Raw genomic sequence first — 26,918 nt, 5'->3', positions numbered from 1 at the left:
ATGCCACTGCGCGACGACATCCGCTCCGTGCTCGTCATCGGATCCGGCCCCATCGTCATCGGCCAGGCCTGCGAGTTCGACTACTCCGGAACCCAGGCCTGCCGGGTCCTGCGCGCCGAGGGGATCAGGGTCATCCTGGTCAACTCCAACCCGGCCACCATCATGACCGACCCGGAGATGGCCGACGCCACCTACATCGAGCCCATCACCACCGAGGCCCTGACCACCATCATCGCCCGGGAGCGCCCCGACGCCCTGCTGCCCACGCTCGGCGGGCAGACCGCCCTCAACGCCGCCATGGCGCTCGTCGAGGCCGGCGTCCTGGCCGAGTACGGCGTCGAGCTCATCGGCGCCAGCGCCGAGGCCATCAACGCCGGTGAGGACCGAGACGCCTTCAAGAGCGTCGTCGAGCGCTGCGGGGCCGAGGTCGCGCGCAGCGTCATCGCCCACACGATCCAGGAGTGCCACGCCGGGGTGGAGGCCCTGGGCGGGTACCCCGTCGTCGTGCGCCCCTCCTTCACCATGGGCGGGCTCGGCTCGGGCTTCGCCCACAACGCCGAGGACCTCGAGCGCATCGCCGGCGCCGGCCTTGCCGCCTCGCGCACCACCGAGGTGCTCCTGGAGGAGTCCATCCTGGGCTGGAAGGAGTACGAGCTCGAGCTCATGCGCGACACGGCGGACAACGTCGTCGTCGTGTGCTCCATCGAGAACGTCGACCCCGTGGGCGTCCACACCGGCGACTCCATCACCGTCGCCCCGGCCCTCACCCTCACCGACCGCGAGCTCCAGCGCCTGCGCGACATCGGCATCGCCGTCATCCGGGAGGTCGGCGTGGACACCGGCGGGTGCAACATCCAGTTCGCCGTCGACCCCGCCACCGGCCGCGTCATCGTCATCGAGATGAACCCCCGCGTCTCGCGGTCCTCCGCCCTGGCCTCCAAGGCCACCGGCTTCCCGATCGCCAAGATCGCCGCCCGCCTCGCCGTCGGCTACACCCTCGACGAGATCCCCAACGACATCACCGGCTCGACGCCCGCCTCCTTCGAGCCGGCCATCGACTACGTCGTCGTCAAGGTGCCGCGCTTCGCCTTCGAGAAGTTCCGGGGCGCCGACCCGACCCTCACCACCACCATGAAGTCGGTCGGCGAGGCCATGGCGATCGGGCGCTGCTTCACCGAGGCACTGCTCAAGGCCATGCGCTCGATCGACAAGCGCGGATCCGTCTTCCACTGGGACGGCCCCGTCCCCGACGCCGAGGCCACCGCCGCGCTCCTGGAGGCGATCCGCACCCCCACCGAGGGCCGGCTCATCCAGCTCCAGCAGGCCATCCGCGGCGGCGCCACCATCGAGGCCCTCCACGAGGCCACCGGCATCGACCCCTGGTTCCTCGACCAGATGATGCTGCTGGAGGAGATCGCCGTATCGGTCCGCCAGGCCTCGGCCCTCACCCCCGAGCTGCTGGGCGAGGCCAAGCGCCACGGACTGTCCGACCACCAGATCGCCGTGCTACGGGGCCTGGGCGAGGAGACGGTGCGCGAGATCCGCCACGCCTACGGCCTGCGGCCCGTCTACAAGACCGTGGACACCTGCGCCGCCGAGTTCGCCGCCAACACCCCCTACCTCTACTCCAGCTACGAGGCGTCCACGGAGGTGGCGCCGCGCGAGCGCGAGGCCGTCATCATTTTGGGCTCGGGGCCCAACCGCATCGGGCAGGGCATCGAGTTCGACTACTCCTGCGTCCACGCCACCATGGCGCTCGCAGAGCGCTACGAGACCATCATGGTCAACTGCAACCCCGAGACGGTCTCCACCGACTACGACATCTCCGACCGCCTCTACTTCGAGCCGCTCACCTTCGAGGACGTGATCGAGGTCTACGAGGCCGAGCTCGCCGCGGGCCCCGTGGCCGGCGTCATCGTCCAGCTCGGCGGGCAGACGCCCCTGGCGCTGGCCGCCCGGCTCAAGGCCGCGGGAGTCCCAATCCTGGGCACGAGCCCCGAGGCGATCGACGCCGCGGAGGACCGCCAGGTCTTCGGCGGGGTGCTCGAGCGCGCCGGCCTGGCCGCCCCCGCCCACGGCACCGCCCGCTCGGGGGAGCGCGCGCTGGCGGTGGCCGAGGAGATCGGCTACCCGGTGCTCGTGCGCCCCAGCTACGTGCTCGGCGGGCGCGGCATGGAGATCATCTACGAGCGCTCCGGACTGGTCGACTACCTCGCCCGCGCCGCCGCGGAGGCCGGGGGAGCCGAGGCCGTCTTCGCCGCCGGGCCCCTGCTCGTGGACCGCTTCCTCGACGACGCCATCGAGATCGACGTCGACGCCCTCTACGACGGCGAGGAGCTGTTCCTCGGCGGCGTCATGGAGCACATCGAGGAGGCCGGCATCCACTCCGGCGACTCCTCCTGCGTGCTGCCCCCGATGACCCTGTCCGACGCTGAGATCGCCCGCATCCGCGCCGCCACCGAGGCCATCGCCGACGGCGTGGGCGTGCGCGGGCTCATCAACATCCAGTTCGCCCTCATGAGCGGCACGCTCTACGTCATCGAGGCCAACCCGAGGGCCTCGCGCACCGTGCCCTTCGTCTCCAAGGCCACCGGCGTCGCCCTGGCCAAGGCCGCCGCCCTGCTCATGGCGGGGGAGTCGATCGCCCAACTGCGCGAGCGCGGGGCGCTGCCCGCGAAGGACGCCTCCACGCCCGGCATCCCCAGCGTCATCGCCGTCAAGGAGGCCGTGCTGCCCTTCAAGCGCTTCCGCACGCGCTCGGGGCGCGTCGTCGACCCGATCCTCGGCCCCGAGATGCGCTCGACCGGCGAGGTCATGGGCTGCGACGTCGACTTCCCCAAGGCCTTCGCCAAGTCCCAGACGGCCGCCTACGGGGGCCTGCCCAGTCAGGGCGCGCTGTTCGTCTCCGTGGCCGACCGGGACAAGAGGGCCATGATCCTGCCCGTGGCCAGGCTCGCCGAGCTCGGCTTCCAGGTCTACGCCACGAGCGGCACCGCCCAGGTGCTGCGCCGCAACGGGATCAGCGCCACGCCCGTGCGCAAGCTCAGCGAGGGCGTCGGCGAGCACGGGGAGGACACGATCGTCGGCCTCATCGAGTCCGGCGCCATCGACATGGTCGTCAACGTCCCCCAGGGGCAGGGCGCCCGCGCCGACGGCTACGCGATCCGCGAGGCCACCACCAGCGCGGACAAGCCGATCATCACCACCGTCCACCAGCTGCAGGCCGCCGTCCAGGCGCTCGAGGCGCAGCTTCGCGGCGCCTTCTGGGTGCGCAGCCTCCAGGAGATGCACGCCCCGATCCCCGCCGGCGCCCCTGCCCCGCACGATGAGTACTGAGGAGTCACGATGAGCAGCGTCCACACCACCAGCGCCGAGGGCGGCCCCGGCCCCACGACCCCCGCGCCCGAGAGCGGCAGCCCGCAGGCCGAGGAGACCGGTTTCCCGGGCACCCTGCCCTTCGGCGCCCGACTGGCCGCGGCGATGGATGACCACGGCCCCCTGTGCGTGGGCATCGACCCGCACGCCGCCCTCCTGGCCGCGTGGGGCCTGCCCGACGACGCCGCCGGGCTGCGGGAGTTCAGCCTGCGCGTCGTCGAGGCCCTCGGCGGGCGGGTGGCCGCCGTCAAGCCGCAGTCCGCCTTCTTCGAGCGGCACGGCAGCGCCGGCATCGCTGTCCTGGAGGAGACCCTCCAGGCGCTGAGGGCCGCGGGAACGCTGTCGATCCTCGACGTCAAGCGCGGGGACATCGGCTCGACCATGGGCGGCTACGCCCAGGCCTACCTCGCCGACGGCGCCCCCCTGGCCGCCGACGCGATCACCGTGTCCCCCTACCTCGGCTACGGCTCCCTGGCCCCGGCCCTCGAGGCCGCCAGCGCCACCGGGCGCGGCCTGTTCGTCCTCGGGCTCACCTCCAACCCCGAGGGCGCCACCGTGCAGCACGCCGTCACCGCCTCGGGGCGGGCCGTCGCCGCGGCGATCGCCGACGGCGCCGCCGCCTCCAACGCCGCCGCGCGGGCCGCGGGCACCCTGGGAAGCGTCGGCCTCGTCGTCGGCGCGACCGTCGGCGACGCGGTCCGCGAGACAGGGATCGACCTCGCCGCGACCAACGCGCCCCTGCTCGCCCCGGGGGTCGGCGCCCAGGGCGCCGGGGAGGCGGAGCTGGCCCATGTCTTCGGGGCGGCGCGCGCCCAGGTCCTCGCCTCGACGTCGAGAGGCGTGCTCAGCGCCGGCCCGGATCCTGACGCCCTGTGCGGGGCGGCCGGACGTGCGGCATCGGAGGCCGGAAGGGCTCTGAGGAGGCAAAACGACACGCCCTCGAACTGTGGCCCTCATCACTTGCGGGAGGGTGTTGCTCGGCTGTAATGCCCCTGACCTGCGCGGGTAGCCGGAGCGTTACGGTGTCCGGAACGATACCTCGTAACGTCTTCGCAAAACTGCCCGTAGGCGGCGGTTTCGAGTCATAACCTTTCATCACCGCACAAAGTGACCGATATGAAGGAGATTACAGGTCATGGCGCTTCCCACCCTCACCCCCGAGCAGCGGGCCGAGGCCCTCGCTAAGGCCGCCGTCGCGCGCACCCGCCGCGCGGAGGTGAAGATTGCACTCAAGCGTGGTGCGATGAGCCTGTCAGAGCTCTTCGACCTCGCTGCGACCGACGAGGCGATCGGCAAGATGAAGGTCCTCGACCTTCTCCAGTCGCTCCCTCGTGTTGGCTCGACGACGGCTCACGCCCTCATCGAGGAGATCGGGATCTCCGAGTCCCGTCGTGTCCGCGGCCTGGGAGCGCAGCAGCGCGCTGCCCTCCTGCGCCGCTTCCACTGAGCTTCCCCGGGTTCCCATCCCTGACAAACTCAGTACCCTGAAAGGCTCCCCGCGATCGCCCTCGGCATCGCGGGGAGCCCTCTTCTGCCGCAGTGCCCCCGCCGCTCCCGATGCGCGCGGCGCGCCCAATGGCCCCGCTGCCCTGATCGGTTTTCCGGCGACGGCGCCGGATGCCCCATGATGGGGCAGTGACCTTTCCGACCTCAGCGACCTCCCCGACCCCCGCGTCCCCTGAGACCCCACTGACCCCCGCGCCCTCCCCGGCGGCGCCACCGGCCCGACTCACCGTGGTCGCCGGGCCCACCGCCGTCGGCAAGGGGACGATCGTCGCCGCGCTGCGCGACAGCCACCCCGAGCTCTTCGTCTCGGTGTCCTGCACGACCCGCGCGCCGCGCCCGGGGGAGATCGACGGCGTCCACTACCGCTTCGTCGACGACGCCGAGTTCGACGCGCTGGTCGAGCGCGGCGACATGCTCGAATGGGCCCTCGTCCACGGCGCCCACCGCTACGGCACCCCCCGGGGCCCGGTCGCCGAGGCCCTCGCCCAGGGGCGTCCCGCCCTCCTCGAGATCGACCTCGCCGGGGCCCGGCAGGTGCGCGAGTCCATGCCGGACGCGCTCTTCGTGTTCATCGCCCCTCCCAGCTGGGACGCGCTCGTCGAGCGGCTCGTCGGCCGCGGCACCGAGGGCGCCGCTGAACGCGAGCGCCGCCTGGCCACCGCCCGCACCGAGATGGCGGCGGCCGACGAGTTCGACGTCGTTGTCGTCAACGACACGGTGGAGCGCGCCGCGGCCGAGCTCGAGCGCCTCCTCTCCCTCGCACCCGCGGCCTCCTAGGATGAGGCGCATGGCTCTCCCCACCTCGCCCTCCCGGCGCCACGTCCTCACGATCCTGCCCCTCGCCGCCACGGGCGGCCTGCTCGCCGCATGCTCCTCCGACGATGCCTCCTCGCAGGCCTCCGCGACGTCCGGCCAGCCCCACGCCCCCAAGCCCTCAGTGAGCTTCCCGGCGGACGGCACGATCATCGACGTGCGCACCCCCGAGGAGTACGCGCAGGGCCATCTCGAGGGAGCGATCAACATCGACGTGTCCTCCGCCGGCTTCGATACCGCCATCGACGCCCTCGACCACGGCGCCAGCTACGCCGTCTACTGCCAGTCGGGCAACCGCTCGGCCAAGGCCGCCCAGGCGATGACGGCCAAGGGCTTCACCTCAGTGCTGGACCTCGGCGGCTACTAGGAGGCCTCGCTGGCGCTCGGCGTTCCCGTCATCGCAGGCTGAGACGGGGACCACGGCGCCCGTGGGCGGGGCGGGTGATGATTCGCCGCGCCCTGAGCGCTAGGATGTCCTGGCTCGGCCCATCGGCCAGCGCACGGACATATCGAGGCCCTCGCCGCCCCTCGCCCGCCGCGGCGGCGCCCGGCCAGGCCCATCGACACCCGATCGATCCGAAAGAGGAGCTCATGCTCGGAACCTCCCCCCAGCCCGAGGGCATCACGAACCCGCCGATCGACGATCTCCTGGAGAAGGTCGACTCGAAGTACGGGCTCGTGGTGGAGGCCGCCAAGCGCGCCCGTCAGATCAACACCTACACCCAGCAGCTGGAGTCCAACCAGTTCGAGTACTTCGGCCCGCTCGTCGAGGTCGCCCCGGAGGAGAAGCCCCTGGGCATCGCCCTGCGCGAGATCGCCGAGGACAAGCTCCAGGTCATCAGCGGCGAGGAGGCCCGCGCCCGCCGCGCCGAGGCCGACGCCGCCCGCCGCGCCGCCGAGGAGGACATGTTCTCCGACATCTCGCTCGACACCGCCATCTCCTTCGACGAGACGGACGCCTCCGGGACCACCAGCCCCGGCGTCGACAGCATCGAGTTCTGACGCGAGCCCGCTCGTGCCACCGCGCAACGAGGGCGCCCACCGCGCCGCGACCCCCACGGGGCCGCGGCGCGTCGTCGTCGGCGTCGCCGGCTCCATCGCCGCCTACAAGGCGCCCACCGTCATCCGGCTCCTGCGCGCGCGGGGCCACGAGGTGCGCGCCGTGGCGACCGAGGCCGCCCTGCGCTTCATCGGCGCCCCCGCCCTGGCCGCCGTCAGCGGCGGGCCCGTGCGCACCGGTGTCTTCGATGACCCGGCCGCCGTCGAGCACGTCGGCACGGGGGAGTGGGCCGAGCTCGTCCTCGTCGCCCCCGCCTCGGCCGACCTGCTCGCCCGCATCGCCGCCGGCCGCGCGGACGACATGCTCACCGCGACGATCCTGACCACCACGGCGCCCGTCGTCCTCGCCCCCGCCATGCACACGCAGATGTGGGCCAACCCCGCGACGGTCGAGAACGTCGCCACCCTGCGGCGCCGCGGGCTGACCATCATCGAGCCCGACGTCGGCTCCCTCACGAGCGGGGACTCCGGCGCGGGCCGCCTGCCCGCCCCCGAGCGGATCGTCGCCGAGGCCCTCGCGGCGCTGGAGGGCCCTGCCGGGACTGCCGGCGCACCGCGCCCCGCGGCGCAGGCCTCGCCGGGGCCGCTGGCCGGCAGGCGCCTCGTCGTCTCCGCGGGCGGCACCCACGAGCCCATCGACCCCGTCCGCTTCATCGGCAACCGCTCCTCGGGCCGCCAGGGGGTGGCCATCGCGAGCGCCGCCGCCGCGCGGGGAGCCGATGTCGCCCTCATCGCCGCCAATATCTCGCCCGAGGTCCTCGCCCCGCTCGGCGAGTCGACGGCGGCACCGGGCGCTGGGACCGTGCGGATCGTCGAGGCGCCCACCGCCCTCGACATGGAGACCGCCGTCCGCTCCGAGGCATCGACCGCCGACGCCGTCGTCATGGCGGCCGCCGTCGCCGACTTCCGGCCCGCCCGCCCCGGGAGCGCCAAGATCAAGAAGCACCGCCTGGCCGAGCCCTTGGGGGAGACCGGGGCGGGGGAGCCCGGGGGCGCGGGCGGGGAGAGCCCGGCGCCCATCGAGCTCGTGACCAACCCCGACATCCTCGCCGGGCTCGTCGCCGAGCCTCCCCAGCCCGGCCAGCTCATCGTCGGCTTCGCCGCGGAGACCGGGGACGAGGAGGGCGACGCCCTCGCGCACGGCGCGGCCAAGGCCCGCCGCAAGGGCGCGCACCTGCTCGCCGTCAACGCCGTCGGCGATGGCAAGGGATTCGGGGACGTGCCCAACGCCGTCGTCGTCCTGGACGCCCAGGGCGCGGAGGTGGCCCGGGGCGAGGGGACGAAGGCGGAGGTCGCCGAGCTGCTCCTCGATCTCATCGCCGAGCGCCTGCCCCGCTGAGCCCTGCCCGGCGCGCGACGCGCTGATCGCCACGCGGCGGGGCGGTGAGCCAGCGGTCAAACATGTCGGTGGCCGTGGTTAAGATGCGGCCGTGACATCCCAACTGCGCCTCTTCACCTCCGAGTCCGTCACCGAGGGCCACCCGGACAAGGTCTGCGACCGCATCTCGGACTCCATCCTCGACGCCATCCTCGCCCAGGACCCCGATGCGCATGTGGCCGTCGAGACCATGGTGACCACGGGACTGGTGCATGTCGCGGGGGAGGTCACCACCTCGGCCTACGTCGAGATTCCCCAGATCGTGCGCGACGAGATCGTGCGCATCGGCTACGACTCCTCCGACGTCTGCTTCGACGGCCGCTCCTGCGGCGTGTCCATCTCCATCGGCCAGCAGTCGCCGGATATCAACGCCGGCGTCACCAAGGCCCTCGAGGCGCGGGACGACTCCTCGGGCCTCGACCCCCTCGACTTCCAGGGCGCGGGGGACCAGGGCCTCATGTTCGGCTACGCCTGCACCGACACCGCCGCCCTCATGCCCCTGCCCATCCACCTCGCGCACCGCCTCGCCGAGCGCCTGGCCGCCGTGCGCAAGCAGGGGATCCTCCCCGGCCTGCGCCCCGACGGCAAGACGCAGGTGACCATCGGCTACGACGGCGATCGCGCCGTGAGCATCGAGAGCATCGTCATCTCCAGCCAGCACGATGAGGACCGCAGCCGCGCCTGGCTCACAGACGCCCTGGCCGCCGAGGTCATCGACCCCGTCATCGCCGCCGAGCAGGCCGCCGGGATGGACATCGCGGTCGACGGCATCGAGCTCCTCATCAACCCCTCCGGCCAGTTCGTCATCGGCGGGCCCACCGGGGACGCGGGCCTGACCGGCCGCAAGATCATCGTCGACACCTACGGCGGCATGGCCCGTCACGGCGGTGGCGCCTTCTCCGGCAAGGATCCGTCCAAGGTGGACCGCTCCGCCGCCTACGCCATGCGCTGGGTCGCTAAGAACGTCGTCGCCGCGGGGCTCGCCACCCGCTGCGAGATCCAGGTGGCCTACGCCATCGGCGCCGCCCATTCCGTGGGTCTCTACGTGGAGACCTTCGGCACCCACACCGTCCCCGTCGAGCGCATCCAGGCCGCCATCGACGAGGTCTTCGACCTGCGCCCCGCCGCCATCATCCGCGACCTCGACCTCCTGCGCCCCATCTACGCGGCCACGAGCGCCTACGGCCACTTCGGCCGCCCGGGCTTCAGCTGGGAGGGGACCGATCGCGCTGAGGCGCTGCGCGCAGCGGTCTGAGACGGCGGGCGCGACGCGATGGGCGAGCCGATGACGGGCGCGGCCCAGCAGGGCGAGCTCATCGCCGCGCCCGCGCGCCCCGAGCGCCGCGTCACCTCGCCCGACGGCGTCGTCGACCCCGTTGCCCGCGTGCTCCTCGACACGCCCGTCGCGCACCTCGACCGGCTCTTCGACTACCTCGTCCCCGCCGCGCTCGACGCCAGCGCCCAGGTGGGCACGCGCGTGGCCGTGCGCTTCGGCGGCCAGGAGACGCGCGGCTGGATCTGGGAGCGCGGCTCGACCACCACCCACCCGGGCACGCTCACACCGGTGCGAAGGGTCGTCTCCGACCTTCCCGTCGTCACTCCCGCCACGATGCGCCTGGCCGAGGCCGTGGCCGAGCGGAGCGCGGGGTCTCGCCCCGACGTCCTGCGCGTGGCCATCCCACCGCGCCACGCCCGGGCCGCGGCCTCCGTTCGGGAGAGCCCCGCGCCGGTACTGCCGCAGTGGCGATTCCCCGAGGCGATCGGGTGGGGGGCCTACGAGGGCGGCGAGGAGATGCTGCGCGCCCTCGCCGACGGCGGCGCCCCCCGCAGCGTGGTCACCGTCCTCCCCGGGAGGGCGGGTTTCACCCGGCCGTGGCCCGAGCTGCTGGCCGACGCCGCCCGAGCGGCGCTGAGCGCCGGGCGGGGCGTGCTCGTGCTCGTCGCCACCGCCGAGATGGCCGAGGACCTCGCGAGCGCCCTCACGGAGCTCCTGCCGGACGAGCCCGTGGTGGCACTCGCCGCGGATCACGGGCCCGCGCGGCGCTACCGGGCCTTCACCCGGCTGCTGCTCGGGCAAGCCCGCGTCGTCGTGGGCACACGCGGCGCCGCCTTCGCGCCGGTGCCGGACCTCGGCCTGGCCGTCATCTGGGACGACGGCGACGACCGCCTCGACGAGCGTCACGCCCCCTACACGCACGCCCGCACCGTGCTTGCCCTGCGCTCGAGCCTGGAGCACTGCGGCCTGCTCATCGCCTCCCATGCGCGCAGCGTCGAGGCCCAGGCCTATGTGGAGCGCGGATGGGCGAGGAGCCTGGTCGCGCCCAGGAGCGTCGTGCGCGCGGCCGCCCCGCGCGTGGAGGTCCCGGGCGTCGAGCTGGAGGCGGAGGGGGCCTCGGGCGCCGCGCGCTTCCCGTCCTTCGCCCACAGGGCGGTGCGGGCCGCCGTCGACGACGGGCCCGTCCTCATCCAGGTGCCGCGCGGGGGCTACGCGCCGCTCGTGGCCTGCGCCACCTGCCGGGCGCCCGCGGCCTGCGCCACCTGCGGCGGGCCGATGACCATGGAGCGCGGGGGAGCGGTGGCCTGCCGATGGTGCGGCCGGGCGCCGCACGGCTGGCACTGCGCCAGCTGCGGGTCCGACCGCCTGCGGATGCGCAGTGTCGGCTCGGCCCGCACGGGGGAGGAGCTGGGGCGGGCCTTTCCCGGCGTCGGCGTCGTCGTCTCGGGGGCCAGGGAGGACCACGGCGTCATCGCCGAGGTGGACGACTCGCCGAGGCTCGTCGTCGCCACGCCCGGGGCCGAGCCCGTCGCCCAGGGCGGCTACCGGGCGGTCATCCTCATGGACGCTGGCGCGCTGTCCTCCCGGGTGGATATGGGCGCGACCGTGGAGGCGGCGCGCCGCTGGACGAACGCGGCCGTCCTGGCGGGCCCGGGGGCGCGGATCATCGTGCTCGGGGGCCCGGAGCCCGTGGCCGCCCAGCACTTCCTGCGCTGGGACCACGAGGGCTTCGCCCGGCGCGAGCTGGCCGAGCGCGAGGAGCTGCACCTGCCGCCGGCCTGGAGGACCGCCCGCCTGGATGGCCCTCGCCGGGCCATCGAGGACCTGCTCATGGCCGGCCAGGCCGAGGGCTATGAGGCGCTGGGGCCCGTTGAGGCGCCGCGCGTGGGTGCCGGGCGGGTCAAGGCCTCCCAGGAGGCCGTCCAGGGCGCCCACCGCGGGGTGCTGCGCGCGCCGGTGTCCCGGGGCCGCGAGCTCGCGCTCTGGCTGCGCCACCGCCTGCGGGACCGCTCCGCCCACCGGGAGGACCCCGTCCGGGTCGAGCTCGATCCCACGCACCTGTGGTGACGATTCGGTGACACCGGCGGATCGGCCGGATTCTGGTGCTACGATGCCGATATCAGGTCCTCGTCGATCCCCACGACGGTCTCCTGAGGCTCGCTGGCGACGTCACCGCGCGAGCCCCTCCCGTCCCTCTCCCTAGGAGCCAACCGTGCTACCCCTGCGCCGTTCCCTCGCTTGTGCTGCCTGCGCAGCGCTCGCCCTTCCCCTGCTCGCCGGCTGCGACACCGATGCCGCTGCCTCCTCGACGAAGCCGACTCCGAAGGCCGTTGTGACGACCGACGCCAGCGCCGCGGAGGCTGAGGCCTCCCGCCAGGCGGAGGCGACCAAGCAGGCTGAGGTGAAGGCGTCCCAGGAAGCTGCCGCGACTAAGAAGGCGGAGGCCGAGGCGAGCCAGGCGGCCGCTGCCGAGGCGAGTCGCGCGGCCAAGGAGGAGGCCGACCGCGTGGCGGCCGAGGCTGAGGCTGAGGCCTCCCGCCAGGCGGAGGCCGCTCAGCAGGCGGAGCAGGACACTTCCTCCAGCCAGGACTACCAGCAGATCGCCCCGTTCGCGGGTGGCGGCGGCTCCTCATCCTCCAACCAGGGCGGGTCCGTCTACTACTCGAGTTGCAAGGAGGCCAAGGCGGCTGGCGCTGCGCCGCTCTACCGGGGCGAGCCCGGATATAGGCGAGGTCTTGATTGGGATCGGGACGGCATCGCCTGCGAGAGGTGACGAGCGAGATCCTCGTGCCTTCGACCCGCTCCCGCCGTCTCATCCCGCTCCCGCGCCCTCAGCCCGCAGAAACCGTCTCATCCCGCTCTCGCCCTCTCATCCTCGCAGTTTGAGGGCGCGAAAGCGGGCCGAGGGCGCGGGACCGGGGTGAGGTCGCAAAGGCGGGCTGAGGGCGCGGGAGCGCGGAACGGGAGGCGTGACTGGCGCTACAGTCGGACGATGAGCACGACGAGCACAGGTCCCTCTTCCTCGCGGCCCCAAGCCACCCAGCCGTCCCCGGGCCAGGCCCGTCCCAGCAGCATCGACGCCGGGGCGCCAATCGACACGATCATCCTCGACCTGGGCAATGTGCTCTACGTCTGGGAGGCCATCGCCGCCGTCGCCGGGCGCGTGAGCCTCCCCGCCTGGCAGGAGTTCTGCGAGGGCGCCGACTTCGCCGCCCTCAACCGCCGCTCCGACCTCGGCGAGGACTTCGAGTCCGTCGTCGCCAGCCTCGCCACAGCCCACCCCGAGCGGCCCGACTGGGTGGAGATCCTGCGCACCTACCGCGCCTGCTTCCGCGATGCCCTCACCGGGCCGGTGCCCGGCATGAGGGACCTCGTCGACGAGCTCCTCGCCACCGGCATCCCGCTCTACTGCCTGACCAACTACGACGGCCCCACCTTCGACGACACCCGCGACCTCATCCCGCAGCTCGACCGCTTCGCCGGGATCGTCGTCTCCGGCAAGGAGCACCTCATCAAGCCCGACCCCACGATCTACCGCGTCACCCTCGAGCGCTTCGGCCTCGATCCCGCCCGCACCCTCTTCATCGACGACTCCCCGGCCAACACCGCCAGCGCCGCGGGCCTCGGCATCCTCACCCACACCTTCACCGGCGCGGGGGCCCTGCGCGCCGAGCTCATCGAGCGCGGCATCCTCCCAGCCCGAGCGGCCCGCTCCTAGACTGGCGCCCATGCGCATCCTCTTCGCCGGGACCCCGGAGCCGGCGCTCCCCGTGCTGCGGGCACTCATGGACTCACCCGAGCACGAGATCGTCGGAGTCCTCACCCGCGCCGACGCCCGCTCCGGCCGCGGCCGCGCCCTGCGCCCCTCGCCCGTGGCAGCGCTCGCCCGCGAGGCAGGCATCGACACGCGCACCCCAGCCACCCTCAAGGACCCCGGGACCCAGGACTGGGTGCGCGCCCTGGGAGCCGACGCGGCCGTCGTCGTCGCCTACGGGAGGATCGTCCCCCCGGCCCTCCTCGACGTCCCCGCGCACGGATGGCTCAACCTCCATTTCTCCCTCCTGCCCGCCTGGCGCGGCGCCGCCCCCGTCCAGCACGCCCTCATGGCGGGCGACGACGTCACCGGCGCCTGCGTCTTCCGCCTCGAGGAGGGCCTGGACACCGGCCCCATCCACGCGCGCCTCACCGAGCCCATCGGCCCCACCGACACCGCCGGGGACCTCCTGGCACGCCTCGCCGACGCCGGAGCGCCCCTCGTCCTGGACGTCCTGGCCGCCCTGGACGCCGGAACCGCCAGCCCCACACCCCAGCCGAGCGACGGCGTGAGCCTGGCTCCCATGCTCATGCCCGACGACGGGCGCATCGACTGGACCCGACCCGCGGCCGACATCGACCGCCAGATCCGCGGCGTCACCCCCGCGCCCGGCGCGCACACCACTTATGGGGGCGCCCGCTTCCGCCTCGGGCCCGCAACCCCCATCGAACCGGTCGCCGACGCCGACGATGCGGGCAGTCTCGCTCCCGGCGAGCTGCGCGCCACCAAGCGGGAGGTCCTCGTGGGCACCGGCTCCGGCGCGCTGCGCCTGGGCCAGGTGGCGCCCGCGGGGAAGAACTGGATGGACGCGGCCGCCTGGGCCCGCGGCGCCAGGCCGGAGCCCGGCGCCCGCCTCGGTGAGCAGACCGCTGCCACCTCCGCGACGACCGCCTCGACGACGGGTGGGAAGCGCTGATGGCCGGGCGCGCGGGCGGTCACCAGGACCGCCGGGGGAGCGGCCAGAACCGACGTGGGGGCGACCACCGCGGTCAGCAGCGCGGACACGCCGCCTCCCAGCGCCGGGGCCAGGGCCGCGAGCGCGGTTACGGCAACGAGGGCGGCCGCCACAACCCGGCGCGCACCGGTGACCAGCGGGGGCGCGGCCCGCGCGACGACTCCGGCCCCCGCCGCGCGCGCCCGAATCCCGACGCCGCGCGCCTGGCCGCCCTCGAGGCGCTCACGAGGGTCCGCGAGGACGGCGCATACGCCAACCTCGTGCTCCCGCCGATACTCGACGCAGCCCGCCTCGACCGCCGCGACGCCGGCTTCGCCACTGCCCTGGCCTACGGCGCCCTGCGCCTGTCCGGCCGCTATGACGCGATCCTCGCCCGCTGCATCGACCGGCCCCTGGAGCGGGTCGACGGCGTCGTCCTCGACGCGCTGCGCCTGGGCGCCCACCAGCTCCTCGGCATGCGCGTGCCCTCCCACGCCGCCGTCTCGGCGACGGTGGAGCTCGCCGCCCACGCCGCGGGACGCGGCGCCTCCAGCTTCGTCAACGCCGTCCTGCGGAAGGTCGCCGCCAAGGACCTCGACGCCTGGCTGGCCGAGGCGCGCGAGGCCGCCCCGGACGACCTGACCGCCCTGGCCGCCGTCGAGTCCCACCCCGTGTGGATCGCCAAGGCGCTGCGCCAGGCACTCGTCGTCAACGGGCGCGACCCCGGTGAGCTCGCGAGCCTCCTCGCCGCGGACAACGCCGACCCCGAGGTGGTGCTCTGCGCGCGTCCCGGCCTTATCGAGACCGAGCGCCTGGCCGTGGAGGCCCGCCGCGCCGTCGGCGACGAGCCCCGCCTGGGAGACACGAGCCCCTACGCGGTGGTCCTGCCCGGGGGCGATCCCGGCCGGATCCCCGCCGTGCGGAGCAGCCGCGCGGGCGTGGAGGACGAGGGCTCCCAGCTCGTCGCCCTCATGGCCAGTGAGCCCGCCATCAGCGGCCGTGATGAGCGCTGGCTCGACATGTGCGCCGGCCCCGGCGGCAAGGCGGCCCTCCTCGCCGCCCGGGCCGCGCAGCGGGGCGCGCGCCTGACCGCCAACGAGGTCGCGCCGCACCGCGCCCGGCTCGTCGAGGCCGCCCTGCGCGCCATCCCCGACGGCGTCGTCGACATCCGCTGCGGGGACGGCCGCCAGATCGGGCGCGACGAGCCCGGGAGATACGACCGCGTCCTCGTCGACGCCCCCTGCACGGGGCTCGGCTCCCTGCGCCGCCGCCCCGAGGCCCGCTGGCGCCGCGACCCCAAGGACGTTACCGAGCTCGCGGCCCTCCAGCGCGAGCTGCTGCTGTCCGCGCTGAGCGCCGTGCGGCGCGGGGGACTGGTGGCCTACGTGACCTGCTCGCCCCACGCCCTGGAGACCGGCCTCGTCGTCAAGGACGCCCTGAGCCGCGCCACCCGCGAGGGCATGAGCATCGAGGCGCTCCACGCCGGCAACGCCGCCACCCGCATCGCGCCGCGCCCCCCTGCTGGGGCGGACCGCGAGCAGCTCCAGCTCTGGCCGCACCTGGACGGCACCGACGCCATGTTCTGCGCGCTCCTGCGCCGGGACCGCTGACGGGGAGCCCAGCGGCCCGCGCCCGCACCACCCGCCCCGACATCTCACCGAGGAGAAGCAACCATGACCGCAGCGCCGACCACCCCCGCGATCCACCCCTCCATCCTCAACGCCGACATCTCGCGCCTGGCCGATGAGATCGCCCGCATCTCCGGGCCCGGTGGCGCCGACGGCGTCCACGTCGATGTCATGGACAACCACTTCGTGCCCAACCTGTCCTGGGGCCTGCCCGTGGCCGAGGCCGTCCTGGGCTGCACCGATCTGCCCATCGACGCCCACCTCATGATCGAGGACGCCGACCGCTGGGCCCCCGCCTACGCCGAGGCCGGCTGCGCCACCGTCACCGCCCACGCCGAGGCCACCATGGCGCCCGTGCGCCTGGCCGCCGAGCTCCACCGCCTCGGGGCGCGCGCCGGTATCGCGCTGCGCCCGGCCACGCCCCTGGAGGCGGTGGCCGATGTGCTAAGCGACTTCGAGATGCTCCTCATCATGACCGTGGAGCCCGGTTTCGGGGGCCAGTCCTTCATCGAGAGGATGCTGCCCAAGATCCAGCGCGCCCGCCGGCTCGTGGGCGAGCGCGGCCTGGAGCTGAGCATCCAGATCGACGGCGGTGTCTCGGCCGCGACGATCGAGCGAGCGGCCGAGGCCGGCGCGAACGTCTTCGTCGCGGGATCGGCCGTCTACCGGGCCGACGACGCGCTGGCGGCCATCGGCGAGCTCCGATCCCTGGCCGCGGCCCACAGCCACTGAAGGAGCGCCGGGCCCACGACGCTGCGACGTCTCGGGCCCGACGCACGTTGGACGTTTTCTGTTGGTTGTGGTGCGCCTGGTCGGGGTTGGTGGGCTGATCGGTGAGGCTCGCCAGGTTGGGGAGGTCAGACGATTGCCTCGCCGCAACAGCGCTGGCCGCCTGGCCCACTTCGTTGAGAGCATCTCCAAGCCGTCCAGAGCATCCTCAGACTTCCTTGAGCACCCCGCTACAGGATGCTCACGATGGTCTGGGGGGCTTCAGCTGGTCTGCAGGTGCTTTCGACGGCGCGGCGTCGTTGACGACTCCCACGTCGTGCTCCTCGCCGCCTGTCTGTACGGGGGTTCGGGGAACATGCCGGGGGTTCAGTGCGCAGAACGGGGTCTCTACCCCCGTCCCGATGGCGAAGACCCCGGTCAGATGGTCGAAACCCCGTCCAGAGAGCCACGACAGCGACCTATCAGGGGGATGGTCCACCTGGGCTCGTGTCGGCACCGCGCCTCCCCAGCGATTATCCGGGGCCAGGCACAACGGGCAGCGTGGGACGGGGCGGGCGGCATAGGAGAGGTTCATGGGGCCATGGCGGAAGGAGGCTCGTCAGTCGGCGATGCCGAGGCGTTTGGTCAAGTTCCTGCGCCTGCGATGGAGGCGCCACCAACTCGCGGTGTGCTTGGCCTGGATCTTTCCCACATCATCGAGCGAGGGCAGTCCCAGTCTCTCCAGTTCCGCCGCGATCGCGTCATTGTCCCCAGGACGATGCCCCTCGATGATCTCATGGGCGCGCTTGACTGATGGATCGGACAGCGGGTGCGCCGCAATCTGCTCCTCGACTGCGGCCAACTCGCTCCGGAGGCTCTGTGCGGACTTTCCCCAGAACATCGTCCCCACCTTCCGAAGACACGTGCCCACCTTCCGAAGACACGTGCCCCCATGTTACCGGACGTACCCGGGGCAGGAGGGCTGCTGCCGCGCTGCTCTGCCCGGCTCCTCATAGGGGATTTCCCTCAGTCGGGGCCGCCGTGCGCGCCTGGCGACACGCCGTGGCGGGCGCGCCGCCAGGCGGGGTGAGGCGCTTGTCTCATAACGCCTTTCCCCTGTTCTGGCGCGGGATATCTCGGAAGGGTCACGCAGGTTCAAGGCCCCAGAGTGCGTTTGTGAGGATTCCACAATCGGTAAAACACGGGCCTGGGACGTAGCGTGGGACATGACCGCAACGGCTGTCTGTTTCGACAGGCGCCCCGCGCGGCCCGCGCCCGGCACCCGTCGGGATGCGACGTCGACACCGCCGGCAGCCCCGGCCCGAACCCGCCGCCTCCCACGCCCGCCGCTGGGCCAGGGGCAGCGGCGATCGGCCCGGTCTCGCGCAGACGGCCCCAAGGAGCTATTGGTGACTTTCGGTCAGTACCCCTCCCGCGTCCTCATCGCCAACCGCGGCGAGATCGCCCTGCGAGTCATCCGCACCGTCAGGGACCTGGGAGGGACCTCGATCCTGCCGTACACCCCCGAGGACCTCATGAGCCCGGCCGCCGAGCTCGCCGACGAGGCCCACGCCCTGCCCGAGGGCTCCTCCTACACCCACGCCGACGCCATCCTCGACCTTGCCCGGGCCACTGGCGCCGACGCCATCCACCCCGGCTACGGCTTCCTCTCCGAGAACGCCGACTTCGCCCGCGCCATCGCTGCCGCCGGCATCACCTGGGTGGGCCCCAGCCCCGAGGCCATGGACGCCCTGGGGGACAAGATGAGCGCCCGCGCCACCGCCGAGCGCGCCGGCGTCGCCCCCGTCCCGGGGATCACCGAGTCCATCACGTCGGCCTCCACCGTCATCGACTTCGCCGCCGAGCACGGCTACCCCGTGGCCCTCAAGCGCACCGACGGCGGGGGCGGCCGCGGCATCACCGTCCTGGCCAGCGACGACGAGGTCCGCTCCACCCCGGCCTTCGACTCGGCCACCGCCGGGGGCGGCACCCTCATCCTCGAGCGCTTCGTCACCGCCGCCCGCCACATCGAGACCCAGTGCGCGCGCGACTCCCACGGCGCCTTCGCCGTCGTCTCCACCCGCGACTGCACCCTCCAGCGCCGCAACCAGAAGCTCCTCGAGGAGGCTCCCGCCCCCTTCCTTCCCGAGGGCGCCCACGAGGCCCTCATCGAGTCCTCCCGGCGCCTCCTGGAGACCGTCGGCTACGTGGGCGTGGCCACCTGCGAATTCCTCCTCACCCCTGAGGGCGATCTGTGGTTCCTAGAGGTCAACCCCCGCCTGCAGGTCGAGCACTGCGTGAGCGAGGAGGTCACCGGCCTCGACCTCGTCGCCCTCCAGTTGCGCGTGGCCGCCGGCGGGCACCTCGGCGAGATCCCCGAGCCCCGCGGGCACTCCGTCGAGCTGCGCATCACCTGCGAGGACCCCTCGGCCGGGCTCGCCCCCTCCACCGGCACGATCACCCGCCTGCGCTGGCCCGCCGGCCCGGGCATCCGCATCGAGTCCGGGGTCGTCGAGGGCGACGTCGTCACCCCCATGTTCGACCCCATGCTCGCCAAGATCGTCGTCACCGGCGCCACCCGGGAGCAGGCCCTCGCCCGCGCGCGCCGCGCCCTGGCCGAGACGGTCGTCGAGGGCGTCACCGTGTGCACCGCCCTGCACGAGGCCGTCCTGGGCATGCCCGCCTTCACGCGGCCCAGCGCCTCCGGCCTGCTCGGCGTGACCACCCGCTGGATCGAGAACGACGTCCTGCCGGTGCTGGCCGCCGGCGCCGGCTCCGCGGGGGAGGCGACCGCGACGGCCGGGCCGGTCGCCGCGGGCAGCCGCGCCCCCGCACCGGCCGCCGCCTCGACCCGGACCCGCTCCACCTACATCATCGAGGTCAACGGCCAGCGGGTCTCCCTGACCATCCCCGACGGCATCCTCGGCGGGCACGGCCACCGCGGCTCCCTCGCGGGCGCGGGCGGCGGCTCCCACCGCGCCAGACGCGGCCAGCCCCTGCGCGGCCGCGGCGCCGCGCGCTCGGCCCGCCCCGGATCCGAGGGAGCGGAGAGCGCCGAGGGCGTCATCGCCGCCCCCATGCAGGCCATCATCACCCGCATCTGCGTCGAGCCCGGCGCCCGGGTCACCGAGGGCGACCTCCTCATCGTCCTGGAGTCCATGAAGATGGAGAACTACGTCCACGCCCCCTATGACGGCGTCGTCGAGGAGATCGCCGTGAGCGCCGGGACGACCGTGAGCGCCGGGGACGTCCTCATCCGCTTCGCCGACGAGACCACCACCAGCGAGAAGGAGGCCTGAGCCATGACAGACACCGCCAGCACGGGAGGCTCCACCATGGCCGACTCGGCGGCCACCCAGGCCTTCCGCGAGCGCATCGCCCGCGTCGACGCCCAGGCCGAGGAGACCGCCGCCGCCCGCCAGCACGCCAAGGGCAAGCAGACCGCCCGCGAGCGCATCGACGCCCTGCTCGACGAGGGCACCTTCCTCGAGATCGGCCGCTACACCGGCTCCGGCGCGGGCGCGGGGGCCCGCCCCTCCGGCGTCGTCACCGGCTTCGGGCAGGTCGACGGCCGCCAGATCGCCGTCTACTCCCAGGACTTCTCCGTCTCCGGCGGCGCCCTGGGGAGTGTCGAGGGGGACAAGATCGTCAGCCTCCTCGACGACGCCCTGCGCCTGCGCGTCCCCGTCGTCGGCCTCATCGACTCCGGCGGCGCGAAGATCCAGGAGGGAGTGGGGGCGCTGCGCCAGTACGGGCGCATCTTCAACCGCACCTGCGCCGCCTCCGGCCTCGTCCCCCAGATCAGCGTCATCCTCGGCCCCTGCGCCGGCGGCGCCGTCTACAGCCCGGCCCTGACCGACTTCGTCATCGCCACCCGCGAGGCCTCCCATATGTTCGTCACCGGCCCCGACGTCGTTCGCGCCGTCACCGGGGAGTCCATCAGCGCCGAGGACCTGGGCGGGGCCCGCGTCCACGGCAGCGTCTCCGGCGTCGTCCACTACGTCGCCGAGGACGAGGCCGATGCCCTCGACCAGGTGCGCACCCTGCTCGCCTACCTGCCCTCCTCCGCCGAGCTCGAGGCCCCCCTGTACGACTACACCCCGGCCGACCGCGAGGAGGACGAGGCCTCCGCCGCAGGGGTCGGCGCCCTCGTGCCGGCCTCCACCCGCCAGGCCTACGACGTCGTCGAGGTCGTCTCGGCGATCGTCGACCACGGCGAGCTCGTCCAGGTCCAGGAGGAGTACGCGCCCAACGTCGTCGTCGGCTTCGCCTGCTTCGAGGGCCACCCCGTGGGCATCGTCGCCAACCAGCCGCTCGTCGACGCCGGCACCCTCGACACCGCCGCCTCCGAGAAGCTCGCCCGCTTCGTGCGCTTCTGCGACGCCTTCGGCCTGCCCGTGGTCACGCTCGTCGACGTCCCCGGCTACCGGCCCGGCGCCGAGCAGGAGCACGCCGGCATCATCCGGCGCGGCGCGAAGGTCATCAACGCCTACGCCACCGCCACCGTCCCCCTGGTGACCATCATCCTGCGCAAGGCCTACGGCGGCGCCTACATCGTCATGGGCTCCAAGGCCATCGGCGCCGACCTCAACTTCTGCTGGCCCGGCGCCGAGATCGCCGTCCTGGGCGCCGCGGGGGCCGTGGGCATCATCCACCGCCGCGAGCTCGCCGCCGTGCGCGCCGAGTCCGGCGAGGAGGCCGCCGCCGCCGAGCAGGAGCGATTGACCGCCGCCTACACCGAGACCGTCATCAACCCGGACAAGGCCGTGGCCATCGGTGAGATCGACGCCGTCATCGCCCCCGAGGAGACCCGCGGCGTCATCGCCGAGTCCCTGGCGGCCCTCCGCGCCAAGCGCGGGGCCCGCGCCGTGGGCCACAAGAAGCACGACAACGTCCCCCTATGACGCCCCGCCACCCCGGCGCGGGCCCCGCATTCTGCGGCGCCCGCGCCAGCCAGCCCCCTCAGACCATCACGACCGCCCATTCCCGCCACTACGAGGAAAACATGAGCCAGCCCATCTCCACCACGCCGACCGCCCGCACCACCGCCGCCCGACTGAGCGCCGGCGAGCCCTACATCCTCGCCTTCGGCGGCCAGGCCACCCCCTGGCGCGCCGTCCTGTCCGAGCTCGTCGGGCTCGACCGCGAGCTCTCGGCCCGCCTGGCCTCCATCGACGTCGCCGTCGCGCAGCGTCTCGCGCCGGTGGCCACCGAGCTGCTCACCATCTCCCCGCGCGGGTCCCGCCTCCTCGACGATGCCGCCGCGCCGGTTGTCCCCATGCCGTCGGGCAGGGGAGCCGCCGCCGCTGACACCGCCGACGTCTCCGTGCCCGGCATCCTCCTGGCCCAGCACGCCGCCCTGGACACCATGCGCTCCTGCGGCCTCGACGCCACCGGCGAGGCCTCCTCCCGCCCCGCGGGCGCCATCGGGCACTCCCAGGGCGTCCTCGGCGTCGCGCTGCTCGGCGCCCTCCAGGGCCCGGCCGACCAGCGCGAGGCCCGCGCCGTCGAGATCCACGCCATCGCCCGGCTCATCGGCGCCGCCGCCGCCCGCACCACCCGCCGCCTCGACCTGGGCACCGTGGGGGAGTCCACCCCCATGCTGTCCGTGCGCGGCGTGACCCGCAAGGTCCTCGACGCCGTGCTCGCCCGCGTCCCCGCCGCCGAGGGCATCTCGGTGGGCGTCATCAACGGCCGCCAGGCCCACATCCTCTCCGGGCGCCCCGCCGACCTCGAGCAGGTCGTCACCGCGCTGGAGGCAGCCGCCGCCCGCAGCGCCAAGGCCCGCAAGGAGCGCCGCCTGGGCGGGGCGGTGCTCGCCCCCGTCACCGAGTTCCTGGCGACCTCCGTGCCCTTCCACACCCCGCTGCTGGCCCCCGCCGTCGAGGACGTCGTCGACTGGGCCGGCCGCTGCGGCCTCGACCAGACCGCCGCCCGCCAGCTCGCCGTCGCCGTCCTCATCGACGTCGTCGACTGGCCCGCCCAGGTCACCGGCGCCCTGGCCGGCGCCAGCACCCACGGCGCCCCGGCCCGCACCATCGTCGACCTCGGCCCCGGCACGGTGCTCGCCCGCCTCACCGACGCCGTCCTGGCCGGCACGGGCTCCACCATCGTCGCGGCCGGCACCGCCTCCGCCCTCGACGAGCTCGACCGCGAGGGCGCCGAGCCCACCCGCACCGTCGACCGCTCCCGCTTCGCCCCGCGCCTGACCCGCCTGCCCGACGGGCGCGTCACCGTCGACACCGCCTTCACCCGCCTGACCGGCCGCAGCGCCGTCATGCTCGCCGGGATGACCCCCACCACCGTGGACCCGGCCATCGTCGCGGCGGCCGCCAACGCCGGCTACTGGGCCGAGCTCGCCGGCGGCGGGCAGACCACCGGCCCCGTGCTCACCGAGAACATCGCCGGGCTCACCAGGCTCCTCGACCCCGGCCGCACCGCCGCGTTCAACGCCATGTTCATGGACCGCTACCTGTGGAACCTCCACCTGGGCACCCAGCGGCTCCTGTCCAAGGCCCGCACCGGCGGCGCCCCCGTGGACGGCATCACCATCTCCGCGGGCATCCCCGAGCTGGAGGAGGCCACCGCCCTGCTGGCGCGCTTCCGCGCCGAGGGCTTCCCCTACATCGCCTTCAAGCCCGGCACCGTCGACCAGATCCGCCAGGTCCTGGCCATCGCCCGCGCCAACGAGGACACCCCCGTCATCATGCAGATCGAGGACGGGCACGCCGGGGGCCACCACTCGTGGGAGGACCTGGACACGATGCTCCTGGCCACCTACGACGCCATCCGCGCCGTCGACAACGTCGTGCTGTGCGTGGGCGGCGGCATCGGCACCCCCGAGCGCGCCGCCGACTACCTCACCGGCCGCTGGGCCCTGGCCTACGGCACCGCCGCCGCCCCCGTCGACGGCGTCATGGTCGGCACCGCCGCCATGACCTGCCTGGAGGCCAAGACCAACGACGACGTCAAGCAGCTGCTCGTCGACACCCCCGGGATCGACCCGTCCGACGAGGGCGGCTGGGTCGCCTCCGGCGCCTCGCGCGGCGGCATGACCTCCGGCCTGTCCCACCTGCGCGCCGACCTCTACGAGATCGACAACTCGTCGGCCCGCGCCTCCCGCCTCATCCAGGAGCTCGCCGGCGACGAGGCCGCCATGAGCGAGCGCCGCGACGAGATGATCGAGGCGCTCTCGCGCACCGCCAAGCCCTACTTCGGCGATGTCGAGACCATGACCTACCTCGAGTGGGCCACCCGCTACGCCGAGCTGTGCGTCGCCCCGCACGAGGGGCGCGCCGCTGTCGAGGCCGACTGGGCCGACGAGGGCTGGTACGACCGCTTCCTCGACCTCCTCCACCGCATCGAGGCCCGCCTGTCGGCCACCGACCGGGGCTCCATCGCCACTCTCTTCGCCGACTACGACGACGTCATCGACTCCGACGCCGCGCTGGCCGCCCTCGCGGGGGCCTACCCGGGCGCCGCCACCACGCGCGTCGAGCCCATCGACGCCGCCTGGTTCGTCGACCTGTGCCGCAAGCACCCCAAGCCGATCCCCTTCGTGCCCGTCGTCGACGCCGACATCCTGCGCTGGTGGGGCACCGACTCCCTGTGGCAGTCCCAGGACCCGCGCTACACCGCCGACCAGGTCCGTATCATCCCCGGCCCCGTCGCGGTGGCCGGCATCACCACCATCAACGAGCCGATCGGCGAGCTCCTCGGCCGCTTCGAGACCGCCGCCGTCGAGGCCCTCCAGGCCGCCGGCGAGCAGCCCGGCGACGCCGCGGGCCGCATCGGCGCCGCCTGGGGCCCCGACGGCGCCCCCGTGGCCGACGCGCTCGCCCTCGTGCGCACCGCCCCCCACGTCCTGTGGAACGGCCACCTGTCCATCAACCCCGCCCGGGTCCTGCCCGACGAGGCCTACACCGTCACCGCCCGCCCCGACGTCGCGGCCGACGCCTACGACCTCGACATCCACCTCGACACGCACTGGGACTCCACGCCCGGCGGGGACGACATCCACGCCGTGCGCCGCCTCGTCATCCCGCTGCGCCTGGCCCGCGCCGCCGACGGCGCCGCCCCCCTGGTGGACCCCGGCCGCATCAGCGAGACCATGAACGACCTCCTGCGGGTCACCGCCGGCGTCGGCGCCACCTCCATCACCGGCGACTTCGTCGAGCAGCTGCCCCAGGTGCGCCCCGCCGCCGACGGCGCCACCGACGCCCTGGGCAGGCCGGTCGACCAGCCCTTCGGCACCGTCCACGCCCAGTTCACCCTGGCGGACACCCTCGGCCACGACCACGCCGCCGTGACCGCCGACGCGCTGCCCACCGACCTGTCCGCCGTGCCCCTCGTGCCGGACGCCCTCCTCGGCCCCGCCTGGCCCGTCGTCTACGCGGCCCTGGGCAGCGTCGTCGAGGACGGCATGCCGCTCATCGAGGGCCTGCTCGGCGCCGTCCACCTCGACCACACCATCGACCTGCGCCGCCCGCTCGACGAGCTCGAGTCCTGGGCCGGCGCGGGCGCCCGCGTGCAGGTCGACGGCTGGGTCGCCGCCCTGGAGGAGTCCAGCGCCGGCCGCATCGTCGACGTGCGCCTGCAGATGACCGACTGCTCCGGCGGCGAGAACGACGGCGAGCTCATCGCCCTCCTGCGCGAGCGCTTCGCCATCCGCGGGCGCGCCACCGGCTCCGCCGTTCCCTCGGCGCCCGAGCCCGCCGGCGGCACCGGCCGCGAGACCGCCCCCGCCGCCCGCCGCCTCCTGCGCCGCGTCACCGTCACCGCGCCCGCGGACATGACGGCCTTCGCCCGCGTCACCGGCGACTTCAACCCCATCCACACCAGCTACCACGCCGCGAAGGTCGCCGGCATGGACGCCCCGCTCGTCCACGGAATGTGGCTGTCGGCGACCGCCCAGCAGGTCGCCGCCTCCGCCGCCGCCGATGGCACCCACCACGAGCTCGCCGGCTGGACCTACGTCATGACCGGCCCCGTGGAGCTGAACGACGACGTCGAGATCAGCGTCGAGCGCACCGAGCTCGTGCGTGGCGGTGGCTACGTCCTGGAGGTCGTGTGCCGTATCAACGGCGAGGTCGTCTCGCGCGGCACCGCCGTCACCCTGCCCGAGCCCACCGCCTACATCTACCCCGGCCAGGGCATCCAGGCCGCCGGCATGGGCCTGGACGAGCGCGCCTCCTCCAAGGCCGCCCGCGAGGTCTGGGAGCGGGCCGACGCCCACACCCGCGCCGAGCTCGGCTTCTCCGTCATCGCCCTCGTGCGCGACAACCCCACGGAGATGACCGCCCGCGGCGTGACCTACCGCCACCCCGAGGGCCTGCTCAACCTCACCCAGTTCACGCAGGTCGCCCTGGCCACCGTCGCCATGGCCTCCACCGCGCGGCTGGCCGAGGCCGGCGCGCTCGTCGAGGGCGCCGTCTTCGCCGGCCACTCCCTGGGCGAGTACACGGCACTGTCCTCCTACGGGCGGGTCATGCCGGTGGAGACGACGATCTCCATCGTCTTCCAGCGCGGCTCCACGATGCATTCCCTCGTCCCGCGTGACGAGACAGGCGCCTCCGACTACCGGATGGGCGCCCTGCGCCCCAACCACGCCGGCATCCGCGCCGAGGACGTCGAGTCCTACGTCGCCTCCATCTCCGAGGCCACCGGCGAGTTCCTGCAGATCGTCAACTACAACCTGGCCGGCGTCCAGTACGCCATCGCCGGGACCATCAAGGGACTGGACGCCCTGGCCGCCGACGCGCGCGCCAAGGCCAAGGCCCGCGGCGGCAAGAACCCCTTCATGCTCGTGCCCGGCATCGACCTGCCTTTCCACTCCGAGGTCCTGCGCCCCGGCGTCGCCGAGTTCCGCGAGCGCCTCGAGCAGCTCATCCCGGCCGACCTCGACGTCGACCGCCTCGAGAACTGCTACGTTCCCAACCTCGTGGCCCGCCCCTTCGCGCTGACCCGCGAGTTCGCCGCCTCGATCCTCGACGTCGTGCCCTCCGAGCAGGTCCGCGCAGCCCTGGAGGACTGGGACAGCTGGTCGGCCCGGCGCACCGAGCTCGGCCGTCTCCTGCTCATCGAGCTCCTCGCCTGGCAGTTCGCCTCCCCGGTGCGCTGGATCGAGACCCAGGACGTGATGTTCCGCTCGCCCGCCGAGGGCGGGCTCGGCATCGAGCACGTCGTCGAGGTGGGCCTCGCGGCCTCCCCGACCCTGGCGAACCTGGCCACCAACACCCTCAAGCTCCCGGCCCACGCCGGGCGCCACGTGACCGTCCACAACGCCCGCCGCGACGAGGCCCGCGTGCTCGCCACCGACACCGACCCCGCCGTCGAGCTCGCCGAGCCGGCCGTCGACGTCGCCGAGGCCCCCGCTCCCGCGCCCGCCGCAGAGGCGGCTCCCGCGGCCAGCGCCCCCGCTGAGGCCG

At 73.9% G+C, this 26,918-nt stretch carries 18 protein-coding genes; 17 read left to right on the top strand and 1 reads right to left on the bottom strand.

Translation table 11 applies throughout. From position 1 onward, the window contains the following. The 14 genes from carB to rpe all read left to right on the top strand — a co-directional run bounded on the left by carB (position 1) and on the right by rpe (position 16,515). On the top strand, positions 1–3,336 hold the full coding sequence (gene carB / locus A1QA_RS0109285) for a carbamoyl-phosphate synthase large subunit (RefSeq protein WP_017178637.1): 3,336 nt from the start codon (positions 1–3) through the stop codon (positions 3,334–3,336). Positions 3,337–3,345: 9 nt separating this feature from the next. Further along, positions 3,346–4,362, top strand: coding sequence for an orotidine-5'-phosphate decarboxylase (gene pyrF / locus A1QA_RS14195; protein WP_017178636.1), 1,017 nt, complete (start codon positions 3,346–3,348; stop codon positions 4,360–4,362). Between the two features lie 148 nt (positions 4,363–4,510). Then, entirely contained in the window at positions 4,511–4,822 is a 312-nt protein-coding gene (gene mihF / locus A1QA_RS0109275; protein WP_017178635.1) for an integration host factor, actinobacterial type, read from the top strand. Between the two features lie 242 nt (positions 4,823–5,064). Next, positions 5,065–5,658: a guanylate kinase gene (gmk, locus tag A1QA_RS0109270; RefSeq protein WP_026048832.1), complete on the top strand. Its 594-nt coding sequence runs from the start codon at positions 5,065–5,067 to the stop codon at positions 5,656–5,658. A 10-nt stretch (positions 5,659–5,668) separates the two neighbouring features. Beyond that, positions 5,669–6,061, top strand: coding sequence for a rhodanese-like domain-containing protein (locus A1QA_RS16695; RefSeq protein WP_017178633.1), 393 nt, complete (start codon positions 5,669–5,671; stop codon positions 6,059–6,061). Between the two features lie 224 nt (positions 6,062–6,285). Beyond that, positions 6,286–6,696: a DNA-directed RNA polymerase subunit omega gene (gene rpoZ, locus A1QA_RS0109260; protein WP_017178632.1), complete on the top strand. Its 411-nt coding sequence runs from the start codon at positions 6,286–6,288 to the stop codon at positions 6,694–6,696. Between the two features lie 13 nt (positions 6,697–6,709). Beyond that, positions 6,710–8,092: a bifunctional phosphopantothenoylcysteine decarboxylase/phosphopantothenate--cysteine ligase CoaBC gene (coaBC, locus tag A1QA_RS0109255; protein ID WP_017178631.1), complete on the top strand. Its 1,383-nt coding sequence runs from the start codon at positions 6,710–6,712 to the stop codon at positions 8,090–8,092. Positions 8,093–8,183: 91 nt separating this feature from the next. Then, positions 8,184–9,386, top strand: a complete 1,203-nt coding sequence (gene metK / locus A1QA_RS0109250) for a methionine adenosyltransferase (protein ID WP_017178630.1) — start codon at positions 8,184–8,186, stop codon at positions 9,384–9,386. Positions 9,387–9,404: 18 nt separating this feature from the next. After that, entirely contained in the window at positions 9,405–11,474 is a 2,070-nt protein-coding gene (locus A1QA_RS0109245) for a primosomal protein N' family DNA-binding protein (RefSeq protein WP_017178629.1), read from the top strand. Positions 11,475–11,619: 145 nt separating this feature from the next. Then, positions 11,620–12,180: an excalibur calcium-binding domain-containing protein gene (locus A1QA_RS16525; RefSeq protein ID WP_017178628.1), complete on the top strand. Its 561-nt coding sequence runs from the start codon at positions 11,620–11,622 to the stop codon at positions 12,178–12,180. Between the two features lie 219 nt (positions 12,181–12,399). Continuing rightward, entirely contained in the window at positions 12,400–13,125 is a 726-nt protein-coding gene (locus A1QA_RS0109235; RefSeq protein WP_017178627.1) for an HAD family hydrolase, read from the top strand. Between the two features lie 10 nt (positions 13,126–13,135). Continuing rightward, positions 13,136–14,137: a methionyl-tRNA formyltransferase gene (gene fmt / locus A1QA_RS0109230; RefSeq protein WP_017178626.1), complete on the top strand. Its 1,002-nt coding sequence runs from the start codon at positions 13,136–13,138 to the stop codon at positions 14,135–14,137. Further along, on the top strand, positions 14,137–15,765 hold the full coding sequence (locus A1QA_RS0109225) for an RsmB/NOP family class I SAM-dependent RNA methyltransferase (protein WP_017178625.1): 1,629 nt from the start codon (positions 14,137–14,139) through the stop codon (positions 15,763–15,765). Before fmt ends, A1QA_RS0109225 begins: the two co-directional genes overlap by 1 nt. Positions 15,766–15,828: 63 nt before the next feature. Then, entirely contained in the window at positions 15,829–16,515 is a 687-nt protein-coding gene (rpe, locus tag A1QA_RS0109220) for a ribulose-phosphate 3-epimerase (RefSeq protein ID WP_017178624.1), read from the top strand. Positions 16,516–17,110: 595 nt separating this feature from the next. Here rpe and A1QA_RS15435 read toward each other — a convergent pair. Continuing rightward, positions 17,111–17,392 carry a hypothetical protein gene (locus A1QA_RS15435; RefSeq protein WP_082181188.1) on the bottom strand — a complete coding sequence of 94 codons (282 nt, stop codon included), beginning with the start codon at positions 17,390–17,392 and terminating at the stop codon, positions 17,111–17,113. A gap of 508 nt (positions 17,393–17,900) precedes the next feature. On the opposite strand from A1QA_RS15435, the gene A1QA_RS0109210 reads away from it, so the two are divergent. The 3 genes from A1QA_RS0109210 to A1QA_RS14180 form a co-directional block, all read left to right on the top strand. Then, a complete protein-coding gene (locus A1QA_RS0109210) occupies positions 17,901–19,790 on the top strand; it encodes an ATP-binding protein (RefSeq protein WP_017178622.1) in 1,890 nt (629 codons plus the stop codon). A gap of 3 nt (positions 19,791–19,793) precedes the next feature. Further along, the gene (locus A1QA_RS0109205) at positions 19,794–21,395 is read left to right on the top strand and encodes an acyl-CoA carboxylase subunit beta (protein WP_017178621.1); all 1,602 of its coding nucleotides are present in this window, start codon (positions 19,794–19,796) and stop codon (positions 21,393–21,395) included. A 101-nt stretch (positions 21,396–21,496) separates the two neighbouring features. Continuing rightward, a partial coding sequence (locus A1QA_RS14180) for a fatty acid synthase subunit beta domain-containing protein (protein WP_154652370.1) occupies positions 21,497–26,918 on the top strand: 5,422 nt, incomplete at its 3' end.

This window comes from Actinomyces timonensis DSM 23838, from assembly GCF_000295095.1.
Lineage (GTDB): Bacteria > Actinomycetota > Actinomycetes > Actinomycetales > Actinomycetaceae > Actinomyces > Actinomyces timonensis.
Note: the sequence above shows the minus strand (reverse complement) of the source record. Positions and strands in the feature narration are given on the sequence as shown.

Bases quoted from the DNA above. Each gene is read 5' to 3' on its own strand.
- carB (WP_017178637.1), top strand. From the start codon at position 1: ATGCCACTGCGCGACGACATCCGCTCCGTGCTCGTCATCGGATCCGGC.
- pyrF (WP_017178636.1), top strand. From the start codon at position 3,346: ATGAGCAGCGTCCACACCACCAGCGCCGAGGGCGGCCCCGGCCCCACG.
- mihF (WP_017178635.1), top strand. From the start codon at position 4,511: ATGGCGCTTCCCACCCTCACCCCCGAGCAGCGGGCCGAGGCCCTCGCT.
- A1QA_RS16695 (WP_017178633.1), top strand. From the start codon at position 5,669: ATGGCTCTCCCCACCTCGCCCTCCCGGCGCCACGTCCTCACGATCCTG.
- rpoZ (WP_017178632.1), top strand. From the start codon at position 6,286: ATGCTCGGAACCTCCCCCCAGCCCGAGGGCATCACGAACCCGCCGATC.
- A1QA_RS0109245 (WP_017178629.1), top strand. From the start codon at position 9,405: ATGGGCGAGCCGATGACGGGCGCGGCCCAGCAGGGCGAGCTCATCGCC.
- A1QA_RS0109235 (WP_017178627.1), top strand. From the start codon at position 12,400: ATGAGCACGACGAGCACAGGTCCCTCTTCCTCGCGGCCCCAAGCCACC.
- fmt (WP_017178626.1), top strand. From the start codon at position 13,136: ATGCGCATCCTCTTCGCCGGGACCCCGGAGCCGGCGCTCCCCGTGCTG.
- A1QA_RS0109225 (WP_017178625.1), top strand. From the start codon at position 14,137: ATGGCCGGGCGCGCGGGCGGTCACCAGGACCGCCGGGGGAGCGGCCAG.
- rpe (WP_017178624.1), top strand. From the start codon at position 15,829: ATGACCGCAGCGCCGACCACCCCCGCGATCCACCCCTCCATCCTCAAC.
- A1QA_RS15435 (WP_082181188.1), bottom strand. From the start codon at position 17,392: ATGTTCTGGGGAAAGTCCGCACAGAGCCTCCGGAGCGAGTTGGCCGCA.
- A1QA_RS0109205 (WP_017178621.1), top strand. From the start codon at position 19,794: ATGACAGACACCGCCAGCACGGGAGGCTCCACCATGGCCGACTCGGCG.